Origin of the sequence: Isoptericola sp. NPDC056618 (genome assembly GCF_042792715.1) — a bacterium.
Taxonomy (GTDB): Bacteria; Actinomycetota; Actinomycetes; order Actinomycetales; family Cellulomonadaceae; genus Isoptericola; species Isoptericola nanjingensis.
Genome location: NZ_JBHTVZ010000017.1, coordinates 70,083 through 83,084 on the forward strand (window position 1 = coordinate 70,083; position 13,002 = coordinate 83,084).

General features: G+C 75.5%; 15 protein-coding genes. 8 read left to right on the top strand and 7 right to left on the bottom strand.

The genetic code is table 11. The features are described from left to right. The first annotated feature begins 19 nt into the window (after positions 1 to 19). Genes ACFQ8T_RS17455 through ccsB form a run of 5 tightly spaced genes read left to right on the top strand, consistent with a single transcriptional unit; the run spans position 20 to position 4,818 of the window. Positions 20 to 664 (top strand): histidine phosphatase family protein, encoded by a 645-nt coding sequence (locus ACFQ8T_RS17455; protein ID WP_430547747.1) that lies wholly within the window; start codon positions 20 to 22, stop codon positions 662 to 664. Further along, positions 664 to 1,296 (top strand): TlpA family protein disulfide reductase, encoded by a 633-nt coding sequence (locus tag ACFQ8T_RS17460; protein ID WP_430547748.1) that lies wholly within the window; start codon positions 664 to 666, stop codon positions 1,294 to 1,296. The genes ACFQ8T_RS17455 and ACFQ8T_RS17460 overlap by 1 nt, the downstream gene beginning before the upstream one ends. Then, complete coding sequence (locus ACFQ8T_RS17465) at positions 1,296 to 2,075, top strand: cytochrome c biogenesis CcdA family protein (RefSeq protein ID WP_430547749.1); 780 nt, start codon at positions 1,296 to 1,298, stop codon at positions 2,073 to 2,075. The genes ACFQ8T_RS17460 and ACFQ8T_RS17465 overlap by 1 nt, the downstream gene beginning before the upstream one ends. Then, positions 2,075 to 3,811, top strand: a complete 1,737-nt coding sequence (locus ACFQ8T_RS17470; RefSeq protein ID WP_430547750.1) for a cytochrome c biogenesis protein ResB — start codon at positions 2,075 to 2,077, stop codon at positions 3,809 to 3,811. Before ACFQ8T_RS17465 ends, ACFQ8T_RS17470 begins: the two co-directional genes overlap by 1 nt. A gap of 2 nt (positions 3,812 to 3,813) precedes the next feature. Next, the gene (gene ccsB / locus ACFQ8T_RS17475) at positions 3,814 to 4,818 is read left to right on the top strand and encodes a c-type cytochrome biogenesis protein CcsB (RefSeq protein WP_430547751.1); all 1,005 of its coding nucleotides are present in this window, start codon (positions 3,814 to 3,816) and stop codon (positions 4,816 to 4,818) included. A 48-nt stretch (positions 4,819 to 4,866) separates the two neighbouring features. Here ccsB and ACFQ8T_RS17480 read toward each other — a convergent pair whose 3' ends face one another. After that, complete coding sequence (locus ACFQ8T_RS17480; RefSeq protein ID WP_430547752.1) at positions 4,867 to 5,223, bottom strand: PLD nuclease N-terminal domain-containing protein; 357 nt, start codon at positions 5,221 to 5,223, stop codon at positions 4,867 to 4,869. Between the two features lie 55 nt (positions 5,224 to 5,278). On the opposite strand from ACFQ8T_RS17480, the gene ACFQ8T_RS17485 reads away from it, so the two are divergent. Further along, a complete protein-coding gene (locus ACFQ8T_RS17485; RefSeq protein ID WP_430547753.1) occupies positions 5,279 to 5,554 on the top strand; it encodes a DUF4229 domain-containing protein in 276 nt (91 codons plus the stop codon). 11 nt (positions 5,555 to 5,565) lie between these two features. Here the strand turns inward: ACFQ8T_RS17485 and ACFQ8T_RS17490 are convergent, their stop codons facing one another. Both ACFQ8T_RS17490 and ACFQ8T_RS17495 read right to left on the bottom strand, forming a co-directional pair. Further along, positions 5,566 to 6,435, bottom strand: a complete 870-nt coding sequence (locus ACFQ8T_RS17490; RefSeq protein ID WP_430547754.1) for a 1,4-dihydroxy-2-naphthoate polyprenyltransferase — start codon at positions 6,433 to 6,435, stop codon at positions 5,566 to 5,568. A 49-nt stretch (positions 6,436 to 6,484) separates the two neighbouring features. After that, complete coding sequence (locus ACFQ8T_RS17495; RefSeq protein ID WP_430547755.1) at positions 6,485 to 7,789, bottom strand: AMP-binding protein; 1,305 nt, start codon at positions 7,787 to 7,789, stop codon at positions 6,485 to 6,487. Positions 7,790 to 7,911: 122 nt separating this feature from the next. On the opposite strand from ACFQ8T_RS17495, the gene ACFQ8T_RS17500 reads away from it, so the two are divergent. Both ACFQ8T_RS17500 and ACFQ8T_RS17505 read left to right on the top strand, forming a co-directional pair. Further along, complete coding sequence (locus ACFQ8T_RS17500) at positions 7,912 to 9,024, top strand: DUF3048 domain-containing protein (RefSeq protein WP_430547756.1); 1,113 nt, start codon at positions 7,912 to 7,914, stop codon at positions 9,022 to 9,024. A gap of 77 nt (positions 9,025 to 9,101) precedes the next feature. Then, a complete protein-coding gene (locus tag ACFQ8T_RS17505) occupies positions 9,102 to 10,163 on the top strand; it encodes a DUF3048 domain-containing protein (RefSeq protein WP_430547757.1) in 1,062 nt (353 codons plus the stop codon). Between the two features lie 21 nt (positions 10,164 to 10,184). Here ACFQ8T_RS17505 and ACFQ8T_RS17510 read toward each other — a convergent pair whose 3' ends face one another. From ACFQ8T_RS17510 to ACFQ8T_RS17525, 4 genes are read right to left on the bottom strand one after another with little or no spacing between them, the layout of a single operon-like run. Then, positions 10,185 to 10,451: a hypothetical protein gene (locus ACFQ8T_RS17510; RefSeq protein ID WP_430547758.1), complete on the bottom strand. Its 267-nt coding sequence runs from the start codon at positions 10,449 to 10,451 to the stop codon at positions 10,185 to 10,187. Continuing rightward, positions 10,441 to 10,932: a hypothetical protein gene (locus ACFQ8T_RS17515; RefSeq protein WP_430547759.1), complete on the bottom strand. Its 492-nt coding sequence runs from the start codon at positions 10,930 to 10,932 to the stop codon at positions 10,441 to 10,443. The genes ACFQ8T_RS17510 and ACFQ8T_RS17515 overlap by 11 nt, the downstream gene beginning before the upstream one ends. Then, positions 10,904 to 11,293, bottom strand: coding sequence for a hypothetical protein (locus ACFQ8T_RS17520; RefSeq protein WP_430547760.1), 390 nt, complete (start codon positions 11,291 to 11,293; stop codon positions 10,904 to 10,906). Before ACFQ8T_RS17520 ends, ACFQ8T_RS17515 begins: the two co-directional genes overlap by 29 nt. A gap of 21 nt (positions 11,294 to 11,314) precedes the next feature. Beyond that, entirely contained in the window at positions 11,315 to 12,943 is a 1,629-nt protein-coding gene (locus ACFQ8T_RS17525; RefSeq protein ID WP_430547761.1) for a PQQ-binding-like beta-propeller repeat protein, read from the bottom strand. Positions 12,944 to 13,002 lie beyond the last annotated feature (59 nt).

The window sequence follows — 13,002 nt, forward strand, 5'->3', positions numbered from 1 at the left end:
TTCTGGGACACTGGGACCCATGGCCACCACCACCGTCCATCTCGTACGGCACGGCGAGGTCCACAACCCGGACGGCGTCCTCTACGGGCGCATCCCCGGCTACCGCCTGTCCGACCGCGGCCAGGCGATGGCGCGCCGCGTGGCGCAGCACCTGTCCGGCGCGGGCCGCGACGTCGTCGCCGTCGTCGCCTCCCCGCTGCAGCGCGCGCAGGAGACCGCGACGCCGACGTCCGAGGCCTTCGGCCTGACGCTCGCCACCGACCACCGGCTCGTCGAGGCGGGGAACCACTTCGAGGGCACGACGATCGGGAAGAACCCGGGGCAGCTCGCCAACCCGAAGTACTGGCGCTACCTGTGGAACCCGCTGCGCCCGTCGTGGGGCGAGCCGTACGCGGACCAGGTGACCCGGATGCGTGCCGCCGTGGACGACGCGCGGCGCGCCCACGAGGGCCACGAGGTCGTGCTGGTCAGCCACCAGCTGCCCGTGTGGGTCACGCGCCGGTCGTACGAGGGCGGCTCCCTGGCGCACGACCCGCGCCGCCGGCAGTGCGCCCTCGCGTCGATGACGTCGCTGACGTTCGACGGCGAGACGTTCGTGGGCCTGCACTACACCGAGCCCGCCGCCGACCTGCTCGCCGGCGCCGACCCCGTGCCGGGGGCATGATGCGCACCGCTCGTCCGCGCGCGCTCCGGCGCGCCTCCGCCGCCGTCGGCGCCGTCCTCGGCCTCGGCCTGCTCGCCGCGTGCGGTGCGCAGGACTCGGGCGCCGGCGACGTCGTCGGGCAGGGCTTCGTCTCCGGCGACGGCTCCGTGAAGCAGTGGGACGCGGGCGACCGGGACGACCCCGTGACCGTCGAGGGCACGTCGTTCGAGGGCGACGAGGTGAGCACCGCCGACTGGCTCGGCGACGTCGTCGTGGTCAACACCTGGTACGCCGGGTGCGCGCCGTGCCGCGCCGAGGCCCCCGACCTCGTGGCCCTGGCCGACGAGCGCGAGGCAGACGGCGTGCGGGTGCTCGGCATCAACACGGAGGACGAGGCCGGCGCCGCCACCTCGTTCCAGCGCACCTTCGACGTGCCCTACCCGTCGATCGAGGACCGTAGCGGCCAGGTCGTGGCGAGGCTGTCCGGCGTCGTGCCGCTGCAGGCCGTGCCGTCGACCGTCGTGCTCGACGCCGAGGGCCGCGTCGCGGCCCGCGTCATCGGCCAGGCCGAGGCGTCGACGCTCGACGCGATCGTCGACGAGGTGCTCGCCGAGTCGGGCGGCGGCTCGGGCGACGGCGCGAAGGGCGCCTGATGGGCGAGACGTTCGCGACCACGGTGTTCAGCGGCTCGATGCTGCTGGCGCTGCCCGTGGCGCTGATCGCCGGCCTCGTGTCGTTCGCCTCGCCGTGCGTGCTGCCGCTGGTGCCCGGCTACGTCGGGTACGTCAGCGGCATGGCCGCCGCGTCGGCCGGCACGGGCGCGAAGCGGCGGCCCGGGGTGCCCCAGGACCCGGCCCGGCGCCGCGTCGTCGCCGGCGTGGCCCTCTTCGTCCTCGGCTTCACCGCGGTGTTCGTGGCGTTCATGGCCGCGGCGGGGGCGATCGGCTCCTACCTGGTGCAGTGGGAGGGCACGATCATGCGGGTCCTCGGGGTCGTCGTGATCCTCATGGGCCTCGCCTTCCTCGGCGCCGTGCCGTTCCTGCAGCGCGAGCGGCGCATGCACCTGAGCCCCCGGGCGGGCCTGTGGGGCGCGCCGCTGCTGGGCGTCGTGTTCGGCCTCGGCTGGACCCCCTGCATCGGCCCGACGCTCGCGGCCGTGCAGACGCTGGCGCTCGACCAGGCGTCGGCCGGCCGCGGCCTGGTGCTCGGCGTCGCGTACTGCGTCGGGCTGGGCGTGCCGTTCCTGCTCGTGGCGCTCGGGCTGCAGTCCTCGCAGCGCATGCTCGGTTTCCTGCGTCGGCACCGCCTGGGCATCCAGCGCGCGGGCGGCGCCCTGCTGGTGCTGGTCGGCCTGGCGCTGGTCACGGGGCTGTGGTCCACGTGGACCAGCCAGCTCCAGGGCTGGATCGGCGGATTCGTGACGGTGGTGTGATGAGCGAGAAGGCGACGTACCGACCGGAGGGCATCAACGACGCGTTCGTCGAGGGCCGCGCCGACGCCGGGCCCTCGTCCCCCGCCGAGGGGCCGGCCAAGCCCGCCGGCCCGACCCTGCCCTCGCTGGGCTGGCGCGGCATGCTGCGCTGGACGTGGCGCCAGCTCACGAGCATGCGCGTGGCGCTCATGCTGCTCATGCTGCTCGCCGTCGCGGCCGTCCCCGGCTCGGTGCTGCCGCAGCGCGGCCAGGACGCCGCCGCGGTGCTGGAGTACCTCGGCGACCACCCCACGCTGGGGGAGTGGCTGGACCGGTTCGGCTTCTTCGAGGTCTACAGCTCGGTCTGGTTCTCGGCCATCTACATCCTGCTGTTCGTCTCCCTCGTGGGCTGCATCGTGCCGCGCACGCTCGCGCACGCACGCAACCTGCGGAACCGGCCGCCCCGGACGCCGGTGAGGTTCGGCCGCTTCCCGGCCACGGCCGAGACCAGCACGACGGCGTCGCCCGACGAGGTCGTCGAGGCCGTGGCCGGCCACCTGCGCGGCCCGCTGCGCCGCCTGCCCACGTTCCGCGTCGACGTCGGGTCGGAGGAGCCGCGGCTCGGCCGCCCGGCCACCCGCACGGTGGCGGCGGAGCGTGGCTACCTGCGCGAGACCGGCAACCTCGTGTTCCACCTCGCCCTGCTGGGCCTCCTGGTGTCGGTCGCCCTCGGCCAGCTGATGCACTACCGCGGCCAGGCGATCGTCACGGAGGGCCGCGGTTTCGCGAACGCCGTCGTGGACTACGACACCTTCGACAAGGGCGCCTGGTTCCGGGCGGCGTCGCTGTCGCCGTTCTCGATGACGCTCGACTCGTTCGACTCCGAGTTCGCCTCCGACACCGTGGCGTTCGCGCAGGCGCGAGACTTCACCGCCCACGTGACGGTCACCGAGCCGGACGGCGGCCAGCACTCCGACCAGATCAAGGTCAACTCCCCGCTGACGGTGGACGGCGCCAAGATCTACCTGCAGGGCAACGGCTTCGCCCCGGAGATCACCGTCGAGGACGGCGCCGGCGAGATGGCGTTCTCCGGCCGCGTCCCGTTCCTGCCCGAGGACACCATGTACACGTCACGCGGCGTCGTGAAGGTGCCGGACGTGTCGGAGGGCCAGGAACAGATCGGCCTGGTCGGCTACTTCCTGCCCACCGCCGTCGTCGACCAGGACGGGTCGGCCCGCTCCGTCTTCCCGCAGCCGCAGAACCCGCTCCTGGTGCTCGAGGTGTACCGCGGCGACCTGGGCCTGGACGACGGCGTGCCGCAGAACGTGTACCGCCTCGACACCGCGTCCCTCACGCCGTCGGTGGACGACGAGGGCGAGACGATCAAGCTGCTCGTGAAGCCGGGGGAGACGGTCGAGCTGCCCGACGGCCTCGGCACCGTCACCCTGGGGGAGGACGTGCCCCGCTACGTCGCCCTCGACCTGCGCTACGACCCGTCCCTCGCCTGGGTGCTGACCTTCTCCCTGCTGGCCCTCGCCGGCCTCGCGGTCTCGCTGTTCACGCCGCGCCGCCGCGTGTGGGTGCGATCATGGGAGACCACGGACGACGACGGCCGGGCCGTCACGCACGTCGAGCTCGCCGGGCTCGCGCGCGGGGACGACGCCGGCCTGCAGCGCGAGGTCGACAAGGCCCTGGCAGCGGTGCCGGGCCGCGCCGACGATCCCGACGACAACCACAGAACCGCCACGGAGGACTGACCATGCAGATCGCCGAGCTGAGCGTGCTGCTCGTCTGGGGCGCCGCCACGGCGCTCACGATCGCGCTCGTCGCGTTCGCGATCGACCTGGGCCGCCGCACCGAGGCGCGCGCCGAGGCCCACGCCGAGGCGCGCACCCCTGTCGCCGTGGGGGCCGAGCCCCGGCCCACGCTCGCACCTGCGAGCACGGTGTCCGGCACCGGGGACGGCGCGGCCGCCCCCGGGCGCCGTCGTGCCGCGGGCATCGCGATGTCGACCACCTGGCTGGGCACCGCGATGCTCCTCGTGGCCATCGTGCTGCGCGGGCTCGCCGCGGGCCGCACCCCCTGGGCGAACATGTACGAGTTCACGCTCGTGGGGTCGTTCATGGCCCTCGCCGTGTTCCTCGGCATGAACGTGCGCAAGGACTTCAAGTTCCTGGGCGCCTTCGTCACCGGGCTGTCCGTGCTGTTCCTGGTGCTCGGCCTCAACGTGTTCTACGTGGCGGCGACCGGCGTGCAGCCCGCCCTCCAGAACTACTGGCTGGTCATCCACGTGGGCGTCGCGATCAGCGCCACCGGCATCTTCACGGTCGCGTTCGTCGCCTCGGTGCTGCAGCTCGTGCGCGACAGCCGCGACTCCGGGTCCCCGTACCTGCAGCGCCCCGGCTTCCGCTGGCTCGACCGCGTGCCCACCCCGACGTCGCTGGAGGCCCTGTCCTTCCGCCTCAACGCCGTCGGCTTCGTGCTGTGGACCTTCACCATCATCGGCGGCGCCATCTGGGCCGAGCACGCCTGGGGCCGCTACTGGGGCTGGGACCCCAAGGAGGTCTGGAGCTTCGTCATCTGGGTCGTGTACGCGGCGTACCTGCACGCCCGCACGACCCGCGGCTGGGACGGCCGCCGCGCCGCCTGGTTCGTGGTCGTCGGCTACCTGTGCGTGCTGTTCAACTTCACCGGCGTGAACCTCATCTTCAACGGCAAGCACTCGTACTCGGGCCTCAACACCGACGGCACCGGCGGCGCCTGACCCACCCGCACCTACCCGAGCGCGCCGGACAAGCGCCCAGCACGTGTCTCAGGGGGTGTCGCCGTTGCCGCCGCCCTCGCGCTCGCGGCGGCGCTTCTCCTGCTCCAGGCGCCACAGGAACTCGGGGTCGTCGTCGGGCGCCACGGGGCCGGACGGGCGGCGCGGGCCGGAGGGGCCGGGCCGCCGGGGGCGGGACGACGGCCCGCGGCCGCCGGACGCCCGGCGCGCTGACTGCTTGACGACGATCCACGCGACGGCGCCGAAGATCGGCAGCAGCACGATGATCACCGCCCACAACCAGCGGGGGAGGCCGCCGCGCTCGTCCTCCTCGGAGCCGAACAGGTCGAGGAGGGCGTACAGGGCGAGCCCCACCACGAGGAGGGGCAGGATCACACGCGCGAACATGCCTCCAGCCTAGTTCGGCGTCGGGATGCTCAGGAATCGCGCCTACCCTGGAACCGTGCCCCTCGTCATGTACACCGTCTGGCGGATCCTGCTGTTCGTCGCCGCCCTCGGCGCCGGCTACCTGCTCGGTCTGCGCAGCTGGCTCCTCGTCCTGGTCGCCGCCGTCGTGGCGTTCGCCGTCTCGTACCTCGCGCTGAGCAGGCCGCGGGACGCCGCCGCGCGCTGGCTGGCGGAGAAGGAGCAGCGGCGCAAGGACGGCTCCGACAAGCACGACGTCGACTCCGACTACGAGGACTCCGTCGTGGACCGGGAGCACCCCACGGCCGGTTGAGCGAGCAGGCGTCAGAGCGCCAGGCCGAGGGCCAGCAGGACGCCGTAGGCGAGCTCGAACATCCCGGTGCCGGCGAGCACCTTGACGAGCAGCGGTCCGCGCGCCCCCGCGATCACCGGGGCGACGAGCAGCGCGGCGGGCAGCAGCAGCACCGCGACGATCAGCGCCCACGGCGACCAGGCCGCGCACACCATGCCCAGCACCACGGGCAGCAGGACGCAGGCGGCGTACCAGCGCCGGGCGCGGTGGTCGCCGAGGCGGACGGCGAGGGTCCGCTTGCCCGCGACGACGTCGGTCGGGATGTCGCGCACGTTGTTCACCATGAGCAGGCCGCACGCGATCATGCCGACGCCGACGGCGCCGAGCACGGACGGCCAGGTGAGGGTGTCCGCCTGGGTGTACGTGGTGCCGAGCGTCGCGACGAGCCCGAAGAACACGAACACGCCCACCTCGCCGAGCCCCGCGTAGCCGTACGGGTGCTTGCCGCCCGTGTAGTACCAGGCGGCCAGCACGCACAGCACGCCCACCGCGAGGAGCCACCAGTGCCCGCTGACGGCGCACAGCGCCAGCCCGAGCACCCCGGCGACGCCGAACGACGCGAACGCTGCGCCCTTGACGCGGCGGGGCGGGGCGATGCCGGACGCCGTGAGGCGCAGCGGACCCACACGGTCCAGGTCGGTGCCGCGGACGCCGTCCGAGTAGTCGTTGGCGTAGTTGACGCCCACCTGCAGGGCGAGCGCGACGCCGAGCGCGAGGACGGCGGGCAGCCACGCGAAGGCGTCGACGTCCGCCGCGGCACCCGACCCGATCAGCACCGGCGCGGCCGCGGCCGGCAGGGTGCGGGGGCGTGCTCCGGCGATCCACTCGCTCGTCGTGGCCATGGTTCTCCGTCCGTCGGTGCGGCGCCGGGGCGTCGCGTGCGCGAGCAGGTCAGGCGTGCGCCTCGTGCTCGCGGACGAGGGCGACGACGCCGCTGCGGTCCACCTTGCCGGGGCCGCGCAGCGGGAGCGCGGCCGCGGCGTACACGCGGCGGGGCGCGGACGGCGCACCCAGCCTAGTCGCCACCGCGGACCGGACCCGCGCCAGCGCGTCGTCGTCGACGGGAAGGATCCGTGGCCCGCTCGGCCCGCTCGGCCCCGCCGCGGTCGCGACCACGGCCACGAGCGCCTGCCCCCACTCGGCGTCGGGCACGCCGACGACGCACGCCTCGCCGCCGAGCAGCTCGCCGACCAGCGCCTCGACGGGCGCCGGGGCCACGTTCACCCCGCCGGTGACGACGACGTCGTCCGCCCGTCCGAGCACCTCCAGCGTGCCGTCGGGGGTGAGCCGGCCCAGGTCGGACGTGCGGAACCAGCGCGACCCGTCGGGGTCCGTGCGGAACGCCGCGGCCGTGGCGGCGTCGTCGCCCAGGTACCCGGCCGCGAGGGTGGGCCCACCCAGCTCGACGACCCCCACCTTCCCGGACCTGTCATGGCCAGGACCAGGGGAACCTCCGCGTGGCCCCGACAACTCCCGGGTCGCAGAGTCGTCCGGGCCAGGAGCATGGGAACGTGCGTGTGGCCCTGACAGCTCGGGAGGGGCGACGCGGACCCGGACGCCGCGCAGGGGCGCGCCGTCGTACACGCAGCCGCCGGCGGTCTCGGACATGCCGTAGGTCGTCACGACGCGCACCCCCGCCTCCGCGGCGCGCGAGAGCAGGGCGGGCGGGGAGGCCGCGCCGCCCAGCAGCACCGCCGCGCAGCGGGCCAGCGCCGCCAGCCCGCGGGGCGCGCCGTCTTGCGCGCCGGCGAGCAGGCGGTGCACCTGGGTGGGGACCAGCGACACGTACACCGGGTCGTCGCCGGCGTCGAGGACCGGCTCGAGCAGGTCGGCCAGGCCGTCGGGCGTGAACCGCGCGTCCGGGTGGGCGGCCGCCAGCGGCGTGCCCGCGAGCACCGACCGCACCACCACCTGCAGGCCGGCGACGTGCGTGGGCGGCAGCGTCAGCACCCACCGACCGGGGCCGCCGAGTCGCTCGTCCGTGGCCGCCGCGGACGCGCGCAGCGCGGCGGCCGGCAGCGCGACCTCGCGCGGCGTCCCCGTCGAGCCGGACGTGCGCACCACCAGCGCGGTGCCCGGCGGCACGGGGGCCGTCGTCGTGCGGGGCAGCGGGACGACGGCGGGGCCGCCGTCGAGCGCGGCGCGCACGGCGTCGCGGAGCGCGTCGACGGACGGGGGCAGGGACGCGAGGGGCACCGCACCAGGGTAGGTCCGGGCCGGTCCGGGGCCCGTCCGGGCCGCGACGGGCCTGCCGTAGGGTGGCACGGTCCCGGCCCGGGAGCCCCCGGGCCGCACGCACGTCGAGGAGGACGCCGAGGATGCCCACGAAGCCCGCAGGCGCGCCCCGCGGCGGCCGGACCGGGGCGGTCGGCGCGCTCGTCGCGCTCGCCCTGCTGGCCACGGCCGCCTGCGGCGTCGGCGAGCCCGCCGCGCCGCCCACCGTCACCGCCGCGCCGGACGTCTCCGTGCCGAAGGCGGCACCGCCCGACCCGGTGAAGCCGAAGCCCGAGCCCCAGCCGAAGCCCGTCCTCTGGCCGCTCAACGGCAGGCTGACCGGGACGAAGAAGGTCCCCGCCCGGCCGGCCGTCGCGGTGAAGATCGAGAACTCGCCCGCCGCACGTCCGCAGTCCGGGCTGCAGCAGGCGGACATCGTCTGGGAGCAGGTGGTCGAGGGCGGCATCAGCCGGTACGTCGCCGTCTACCACTCCAAGCTGCCCGGCACCGTCGGGCCCGTCCGGTCCGTGCGCCCCATGGACCCGGCCATCGTCGCCCCGATGCGCGGCATCCTCGCCTACTCGGGCGGGCAGCCGCCGTTCATCCGCGCCGTCGGCCGAGCCAAGGTGCAGTCCGTGACGATGGACGGCGGCGACCCCGGCTTCCGGCGCAGCGGCGACCGGGCCGCGCCGCACAACGTGTACGGCTCGGTGAACGCGTTCGCCAAGCAGGCGACCAAGAGCCGCGCGACCCCGCCAGCCGCACAGTTCAACTACGCCGCCAAGGTCGGGCAGGGGACCGCCGCGACGAACGACCGCAAGGGGCGCGTCGCCGACGTCCGGCTCTCCCCGGCGCAGCGCACCGTGTGGCGGTGGACGTCGAAGACGAAGACCTATGCCCGCTTCGACGGCTCGGCCCCCTCGGTCTCCTCCGGGAGCCAGCTGCGGGCCCGGAACGTGCTGCTCCTGTCCGTGACCATGAAGAACACGAGGTACCGCGACCCGAGCGGCGCCCCGGTGCCCGAGACGCAGATGGTGGGCCGCGGCAAGGGCGTGCTCCTCACCCGCGGCAAGGCGCTCAGCGTGACCTGGTCGAAGAAGTCGACGGGCAGGAAGCTGATGCTGAAGACCCGCGGCGGCGACCCCGTCCGCCTCGACCCGGGCAACCTCTGGATCGAGCTCGTGCCGCGCGGCACCGGGTCGTGGCGGGTGCGGTGACGCCGGATCGGGGCATTCCCGGCCTACGGTGAGGGCGTGTGACCGCGCGCACGGCCCGTGACCCCGGGAGGACCTGCATGACCGCCACGCCCCGCCCGTCCCGCACCCGGCGCGCCGCAGCGCTGACGGTCGCCGCCGTCCTGGCGCTGGCGGCGTGCTCGTCCGGCGGGTCTCCGACGCCGACCGTGACGCCGGGCAGCACCGCCGACAAGGGCGCCCCGCCGTCGCCCACGATGCCGTCGGCCTGGCCGCTCACCGGGGTGCGGTCGGACGACGTGGCAGCCCGACCGGCGCTCGCGGTGAAGATCGAGAACGCGCCGGAGGCGCGGCCGCAGACCGGCCTCGAGGACGCCGACCTCGTGTGGGAGGAGGTCGTCGAGGGCGGCATCACGCGATTCGTCGCCGTGTACCACTCGCGGATCCCGAAGGCGGTCGAGCCCGTGCGCTCGGTGCGGCCCATGGACCCCGACGTCGTCGCCCCGCTCGGTGGCATCCTCGCCTACTCGGGCGGCCAGCCGCCGTTCATCGCGGCGGTGGAGGAGTCCGGCACCCAGTCGGTGATCATGGACCGCGGCGACGGGGGCTTCTCCCGCGACCCGGGTCGCGCCGCACCGCACAACGTCGTCGGGGACCCGAAGGCCTTCCTCGACCAGGCCGACGACGAGCGCACCGTGCCGCCGCCCGCCCAGTTCCGGTACGCGGGCAAGGCGGGCGGCGGCACCGCGGCGGCCGACGGGTCGAAGACCTCCACCCTCGCCGTGACCCTCAGCCCGGCGCAGCGCAGCGTCTGGGACTGGTCCGGCGACGAGAAGCGGTGGCTGCGGAGCGAGGGCTCGGACAAGTCGGTCTCGTCGTCCGGGGCGCGGCACGCGGCCGCCAACGTGCTCGCGCTGTCCGTCGACGTGGTGGACACGAAGTACAAGGACCCGGCCGGCGCCCCCGTCCCCCGGACCGAGCTGATCGGGAAGGGCAAGGGGGTGCTGGCGTCCGCGGGCAGGACCGTGCCCGTGCAGTGGTCGAAGAAGGACCAGAAGTCCCCGGTCGAGCTGACCCGTGACGGCGAGCCCGTCGAGCTCGACCCCGGCAGCACGTGGATCGAGCTCGTCCCGAAGGACGGCGGGAGCTGGAAGACGTCCTGACCTGCCAGGGTGCGCCCGCGGCTACGGCCGGCCGAGCCCTGACACGACGCTCCCGGCGGACACCAGGCGACCGCCGGCGGAGAACAGCCCCCACAGGTCGTTCTTGCAGGGCTGCTCCCACACAGCGGTCCCGTCGCGCAGGTCGAGGGCGAGGAGCCGGCTGCCGGACACGGACTCGCCGGTGTCGGCATCCACCGTCGCGCCGGTGGTCGCGAGCAGGAGGCGCGTGCCGTCCGTCACGGCCCCGCTGACGTACGCGCTGCCGCCCCCGTCGTGGTCACCGATCACGTCCGCCCGTCGCGTACTCGTCGATCGAGGACGACCAGACGGTGCTGCCGTCCGCGCCGACCACCGCCGCGAGCACCGGCGCGTCCCCGTCGCCGCCGCGCAGGGCGAGCACCGGACCTGCCGGCTCGGTGTCCACGAGGGGGACCTGCGCCAGGCCACGGACGGCCGTCAGCCGCGCGCCGCGCGCGTCGAGGACCTCGCTCGCGTCGCCCTGGGCGAGGTAGCCGCCGCCCGGCAGCGGCGCCAGCGTGCTCGCCCCGTCACCGAGGGAGACGATGTCGCCCGTGGGCGTCACCGCGCGCGCGAGCCCGCACAGGCTGAGCACGGTGGACGTCGGCGTCGCGTCGATCCAGGGCTGGGGCGCGAGGACCGTGCCGCCCGGGCCGTCCTCCGAGAACCCGCAGCTGTCGAGGTCGTCCGCGGACAGGTGGAGGGTCACCTCGGCGCGTTCCTCACCGGTGACGGCGTCCAGCACCCGCATCGTCGGGTCCGCCCAGCCCGCGTCCCGGAGCGTGCGCAGGACGTCCGCGTCGGCGTCGCCCTCGTGCCACGGGATCTCGGTCGTCGGCGCGGAGCCGCTCGGCGCGGGCGTCGAGCAGGCCCGGTGCGACGGCGGCCCCGGCCACGACGACCACGACGACGGCGGTGCCGCCCGCGACGGCCGCGCGGCCCCGGCGGGACAGGGCGCGCCAGCGGGTGTGGGCGCGGTCGCGCAGGTCCGCCAGGCGGCGGCCCTGCTCGGGCCCGACGTGCGGGGCACCGTCGGGACCGTCCTCGCGCTCGTCGTCCGGCACGAGCTCGAAGGTGGTCATCGGCTCGGGGCGACGGAACCGCGGAGGCATGACCGGAGGCTCTCGGCGCCGTCAGCCCAGGCCGTGCACGACGCCGTCGAAGGCCACCGCGTGGCCGTCGACCGCCATCAACCACTCGAGGAACCCGGCCTGCTTCCGCCGCTCCCACGCCGTCGTGCCGTCCCGCAGGTCGAGGGCGACCAGCCTGTGGTGCTCGCCGTCGCCACCGATGCCGACCAGCAGGCGGGTGCCGTCGGTGACCGCCCCCGCGACCCAGTCGCCCGAGCCGTAGCCCGAGACCTGCAGCAGGTCGTCACGCGCCCAGACCTCGTCGCCGGTCCGCGCGTCGAGGCCGACGAACCCGTCGGCGTCCTGCACGACGACGACGCCCGAGACCCGCGCGAGCACCCCGCCCAGGTCGTCGACCGTCGCGGCCCACCGCTCCGCGCCGTCCGGGTCGAACGACGCGAGGCGCACCGCCGACCGGCTCTCGCCCACCTCCGTCAGCGCGAGGTAGGAGGAGCCGGGGGCGTCGTCCACCGTCGGCGGGACCGACCATCCCGGCACCGTGGCCACGACCGTGCCGTCGGCGTCGAGCACGGTGCTCTCGTCCTCGCCCGGGACGACGTGGCCCCCGCCGGGGAGCGGCATCGCCCACCGGCCGTCGGTGCTCGTGTCGATCGCGGTGCCGGTGGGGGTGAGGCGGACGGCGGCGCCGCACACGGAGAGCGCGGTCATCGACGGGGACGCGTCGACCTGGGGTTCCGTCATTAGCTCGGGGTCGGTGCCCTCGTCCTGCGTCATCCCGCACTCCCCGAGGTCCTCGGGCCGGAGGCGTACGGTCGCCTCGCCCCGCACCTCGCCGGTGAGCGCGTCCTCCAGGCGCAGCGTCGGGTCCCGCCAGCCGTCGGCCCGGAGGTCGCGCAGGGTGTCCGCGTCGGGCAGGTCGTCCGAGGGCCAGGGCGCGGTGGCGTCCGAGATGTCGTCGACCACCGCGATCGCCCCCGCGGCGGCGGGCAGCACCAGAGGGGCACCGGCCGGGCCCCCGTCGCCGAACGTGTCGATGCGCGCGGGGCCGATCGAGCGCTCGCCGACGACCTCGCCGGCGGCGTCGAGCACCGTGACGGTGCGGTCGTCCGGGTCGCCGCTGACGCAGACGACGACGTCGGCGGGCGGGACCGGGTCCGTCCGGTAGCCCCGCTGCGGGCCGCACGTCGGGAACGTCCCGACGTCGTGCCGCCACGCCTCGCGGCCGGTGCCGGCGTCGACCGCCGACACGGCCGTGCCCTCCGTCGTGAGCACGAGGCCGCCGCGCAGCGTCGCCAGGGTGCCGGTTCCGTTCGTGAGCTGCCACGTCTCGGTCAGTGGCTCGGACAGGTCGTCGACGGCCCCGGGCAGGCCCTGCACGGCCTCCGCGCGCAGCCGCTCCGCGCGGGCGTCCAGCAGGCCGGGGGTGACCACCGCGGTGGCGGCGGCGAGCACGACGACGGCGGTGCCGGCCGCGACGACCACGCGGCCGCGGCGGGACAGGGCGCGCCAGCGGATGACGGCGCGGTCGCGCAGGGCGGCGAGCCGTCGTCGGGCGGGGCCGGGCTCCGGGTCGTCCGGGGCCGGGCCATGGCCGGGCCCGTCCTCGCGCTCGTCGTCCGGCACGAGCTCGAAGGTGGTCATCGGCTCGGCGCGACGGAACCTCGGCGGCATGACGGGAGGCTACCCGCGGGGCGGCGGTCCGGACGTGGTCGCCGCTGCCGCACCCGGGT

Bases quoted from the DNA above. Each gene is read 5' to 3' on its own strand.
- ACFQ8T_RS17470 (WP_430547750.1), top strand. From the start codon at position 2,075: ATGAGCGAGAAGGCGACGTACCGACCGGAGGGCATCAACGACGCGTTC.
- ACFQ8T_RS17515 (WP_430547759.1), bottom strand. From the start codon at position 10,932: ATGCGGGTGCTGGACGCCGTCACCGGTGAGGAACGCGCCGAGGTGACC.
- ACFQ8T_RS17455 (WP_430547747.1), top strand. From the start codon at position 20: ATGGCCACCACCACCGTCCATCTCGTACGGCACGGCGAGGTCCACAAC.
- ACFQ8T_RS17525 (WP_430547761.1), bottom strand. From the start codon at position 12,943: ATGCCGCCGAGGTTCCGTCGCGCCGAGCCGATGACCACCTTCGAGCTC.
- ACFQ8T_RS17465 (WP_430547749.1), top strand. From the start codon at position 1,296: ATGGGCGAGACGTTCGCGACCACGGTGTTCAGCGGCTCGATGCTGCTG.
- ccsB (WP_430547751.1), top strand. From the start codon at position 3,814: ATGCAGATCGCCGAGCTGAGCGTGCTGCTCGTCTGGGGCGCCGCCACG.
- ACFQ8T_RS17520 (WP_430547760.1), bottom strand. From the start codon at position 11,293: ATGCCTCCGCGGTTCCGTCGCCCCGAGCCGATGACCACCTTCGAGCTC.
- ACFQ8T_RS17505 (WP_430547757.1), top strand. From the start codon at position 9,102: ATGACCGCCACGCCCCGCCCGTCCCGCACCCGGCGCGCCGCAGCGCTG.
- ACFQ8T_RS17490 (WP_430547754.1), bottom strand. From the start codon at position 6,435: ATGGCCACGACGAGCGAGTGGATCGCCGGAGCACGCCCCCGCACCCTG.
- ACFQ8T_RS17500 (WP_430547756.1), top strand. From the start codon at position 7,912: ATGCCCACGAAGCCCGCAGGCGCGCCCCGCGGCGGCCGGACCGGGGCG.
- ACFQ8T_RS17480 (WP_430547752.1), bottom strand. From the start codon at position 5,223: ATGTTCGCGCGTGTGATCCTGCCCCTCCTCGTGGTGGGGCTCGCCCTG.
- ACFQ8T_RS17460 (WP_430547748.1), top strand. From the start codon at position 664: ATGCGCACCGCTCGTCCGCGCGCGCTCCGGCGCGCCTCCGCCGCCGTC.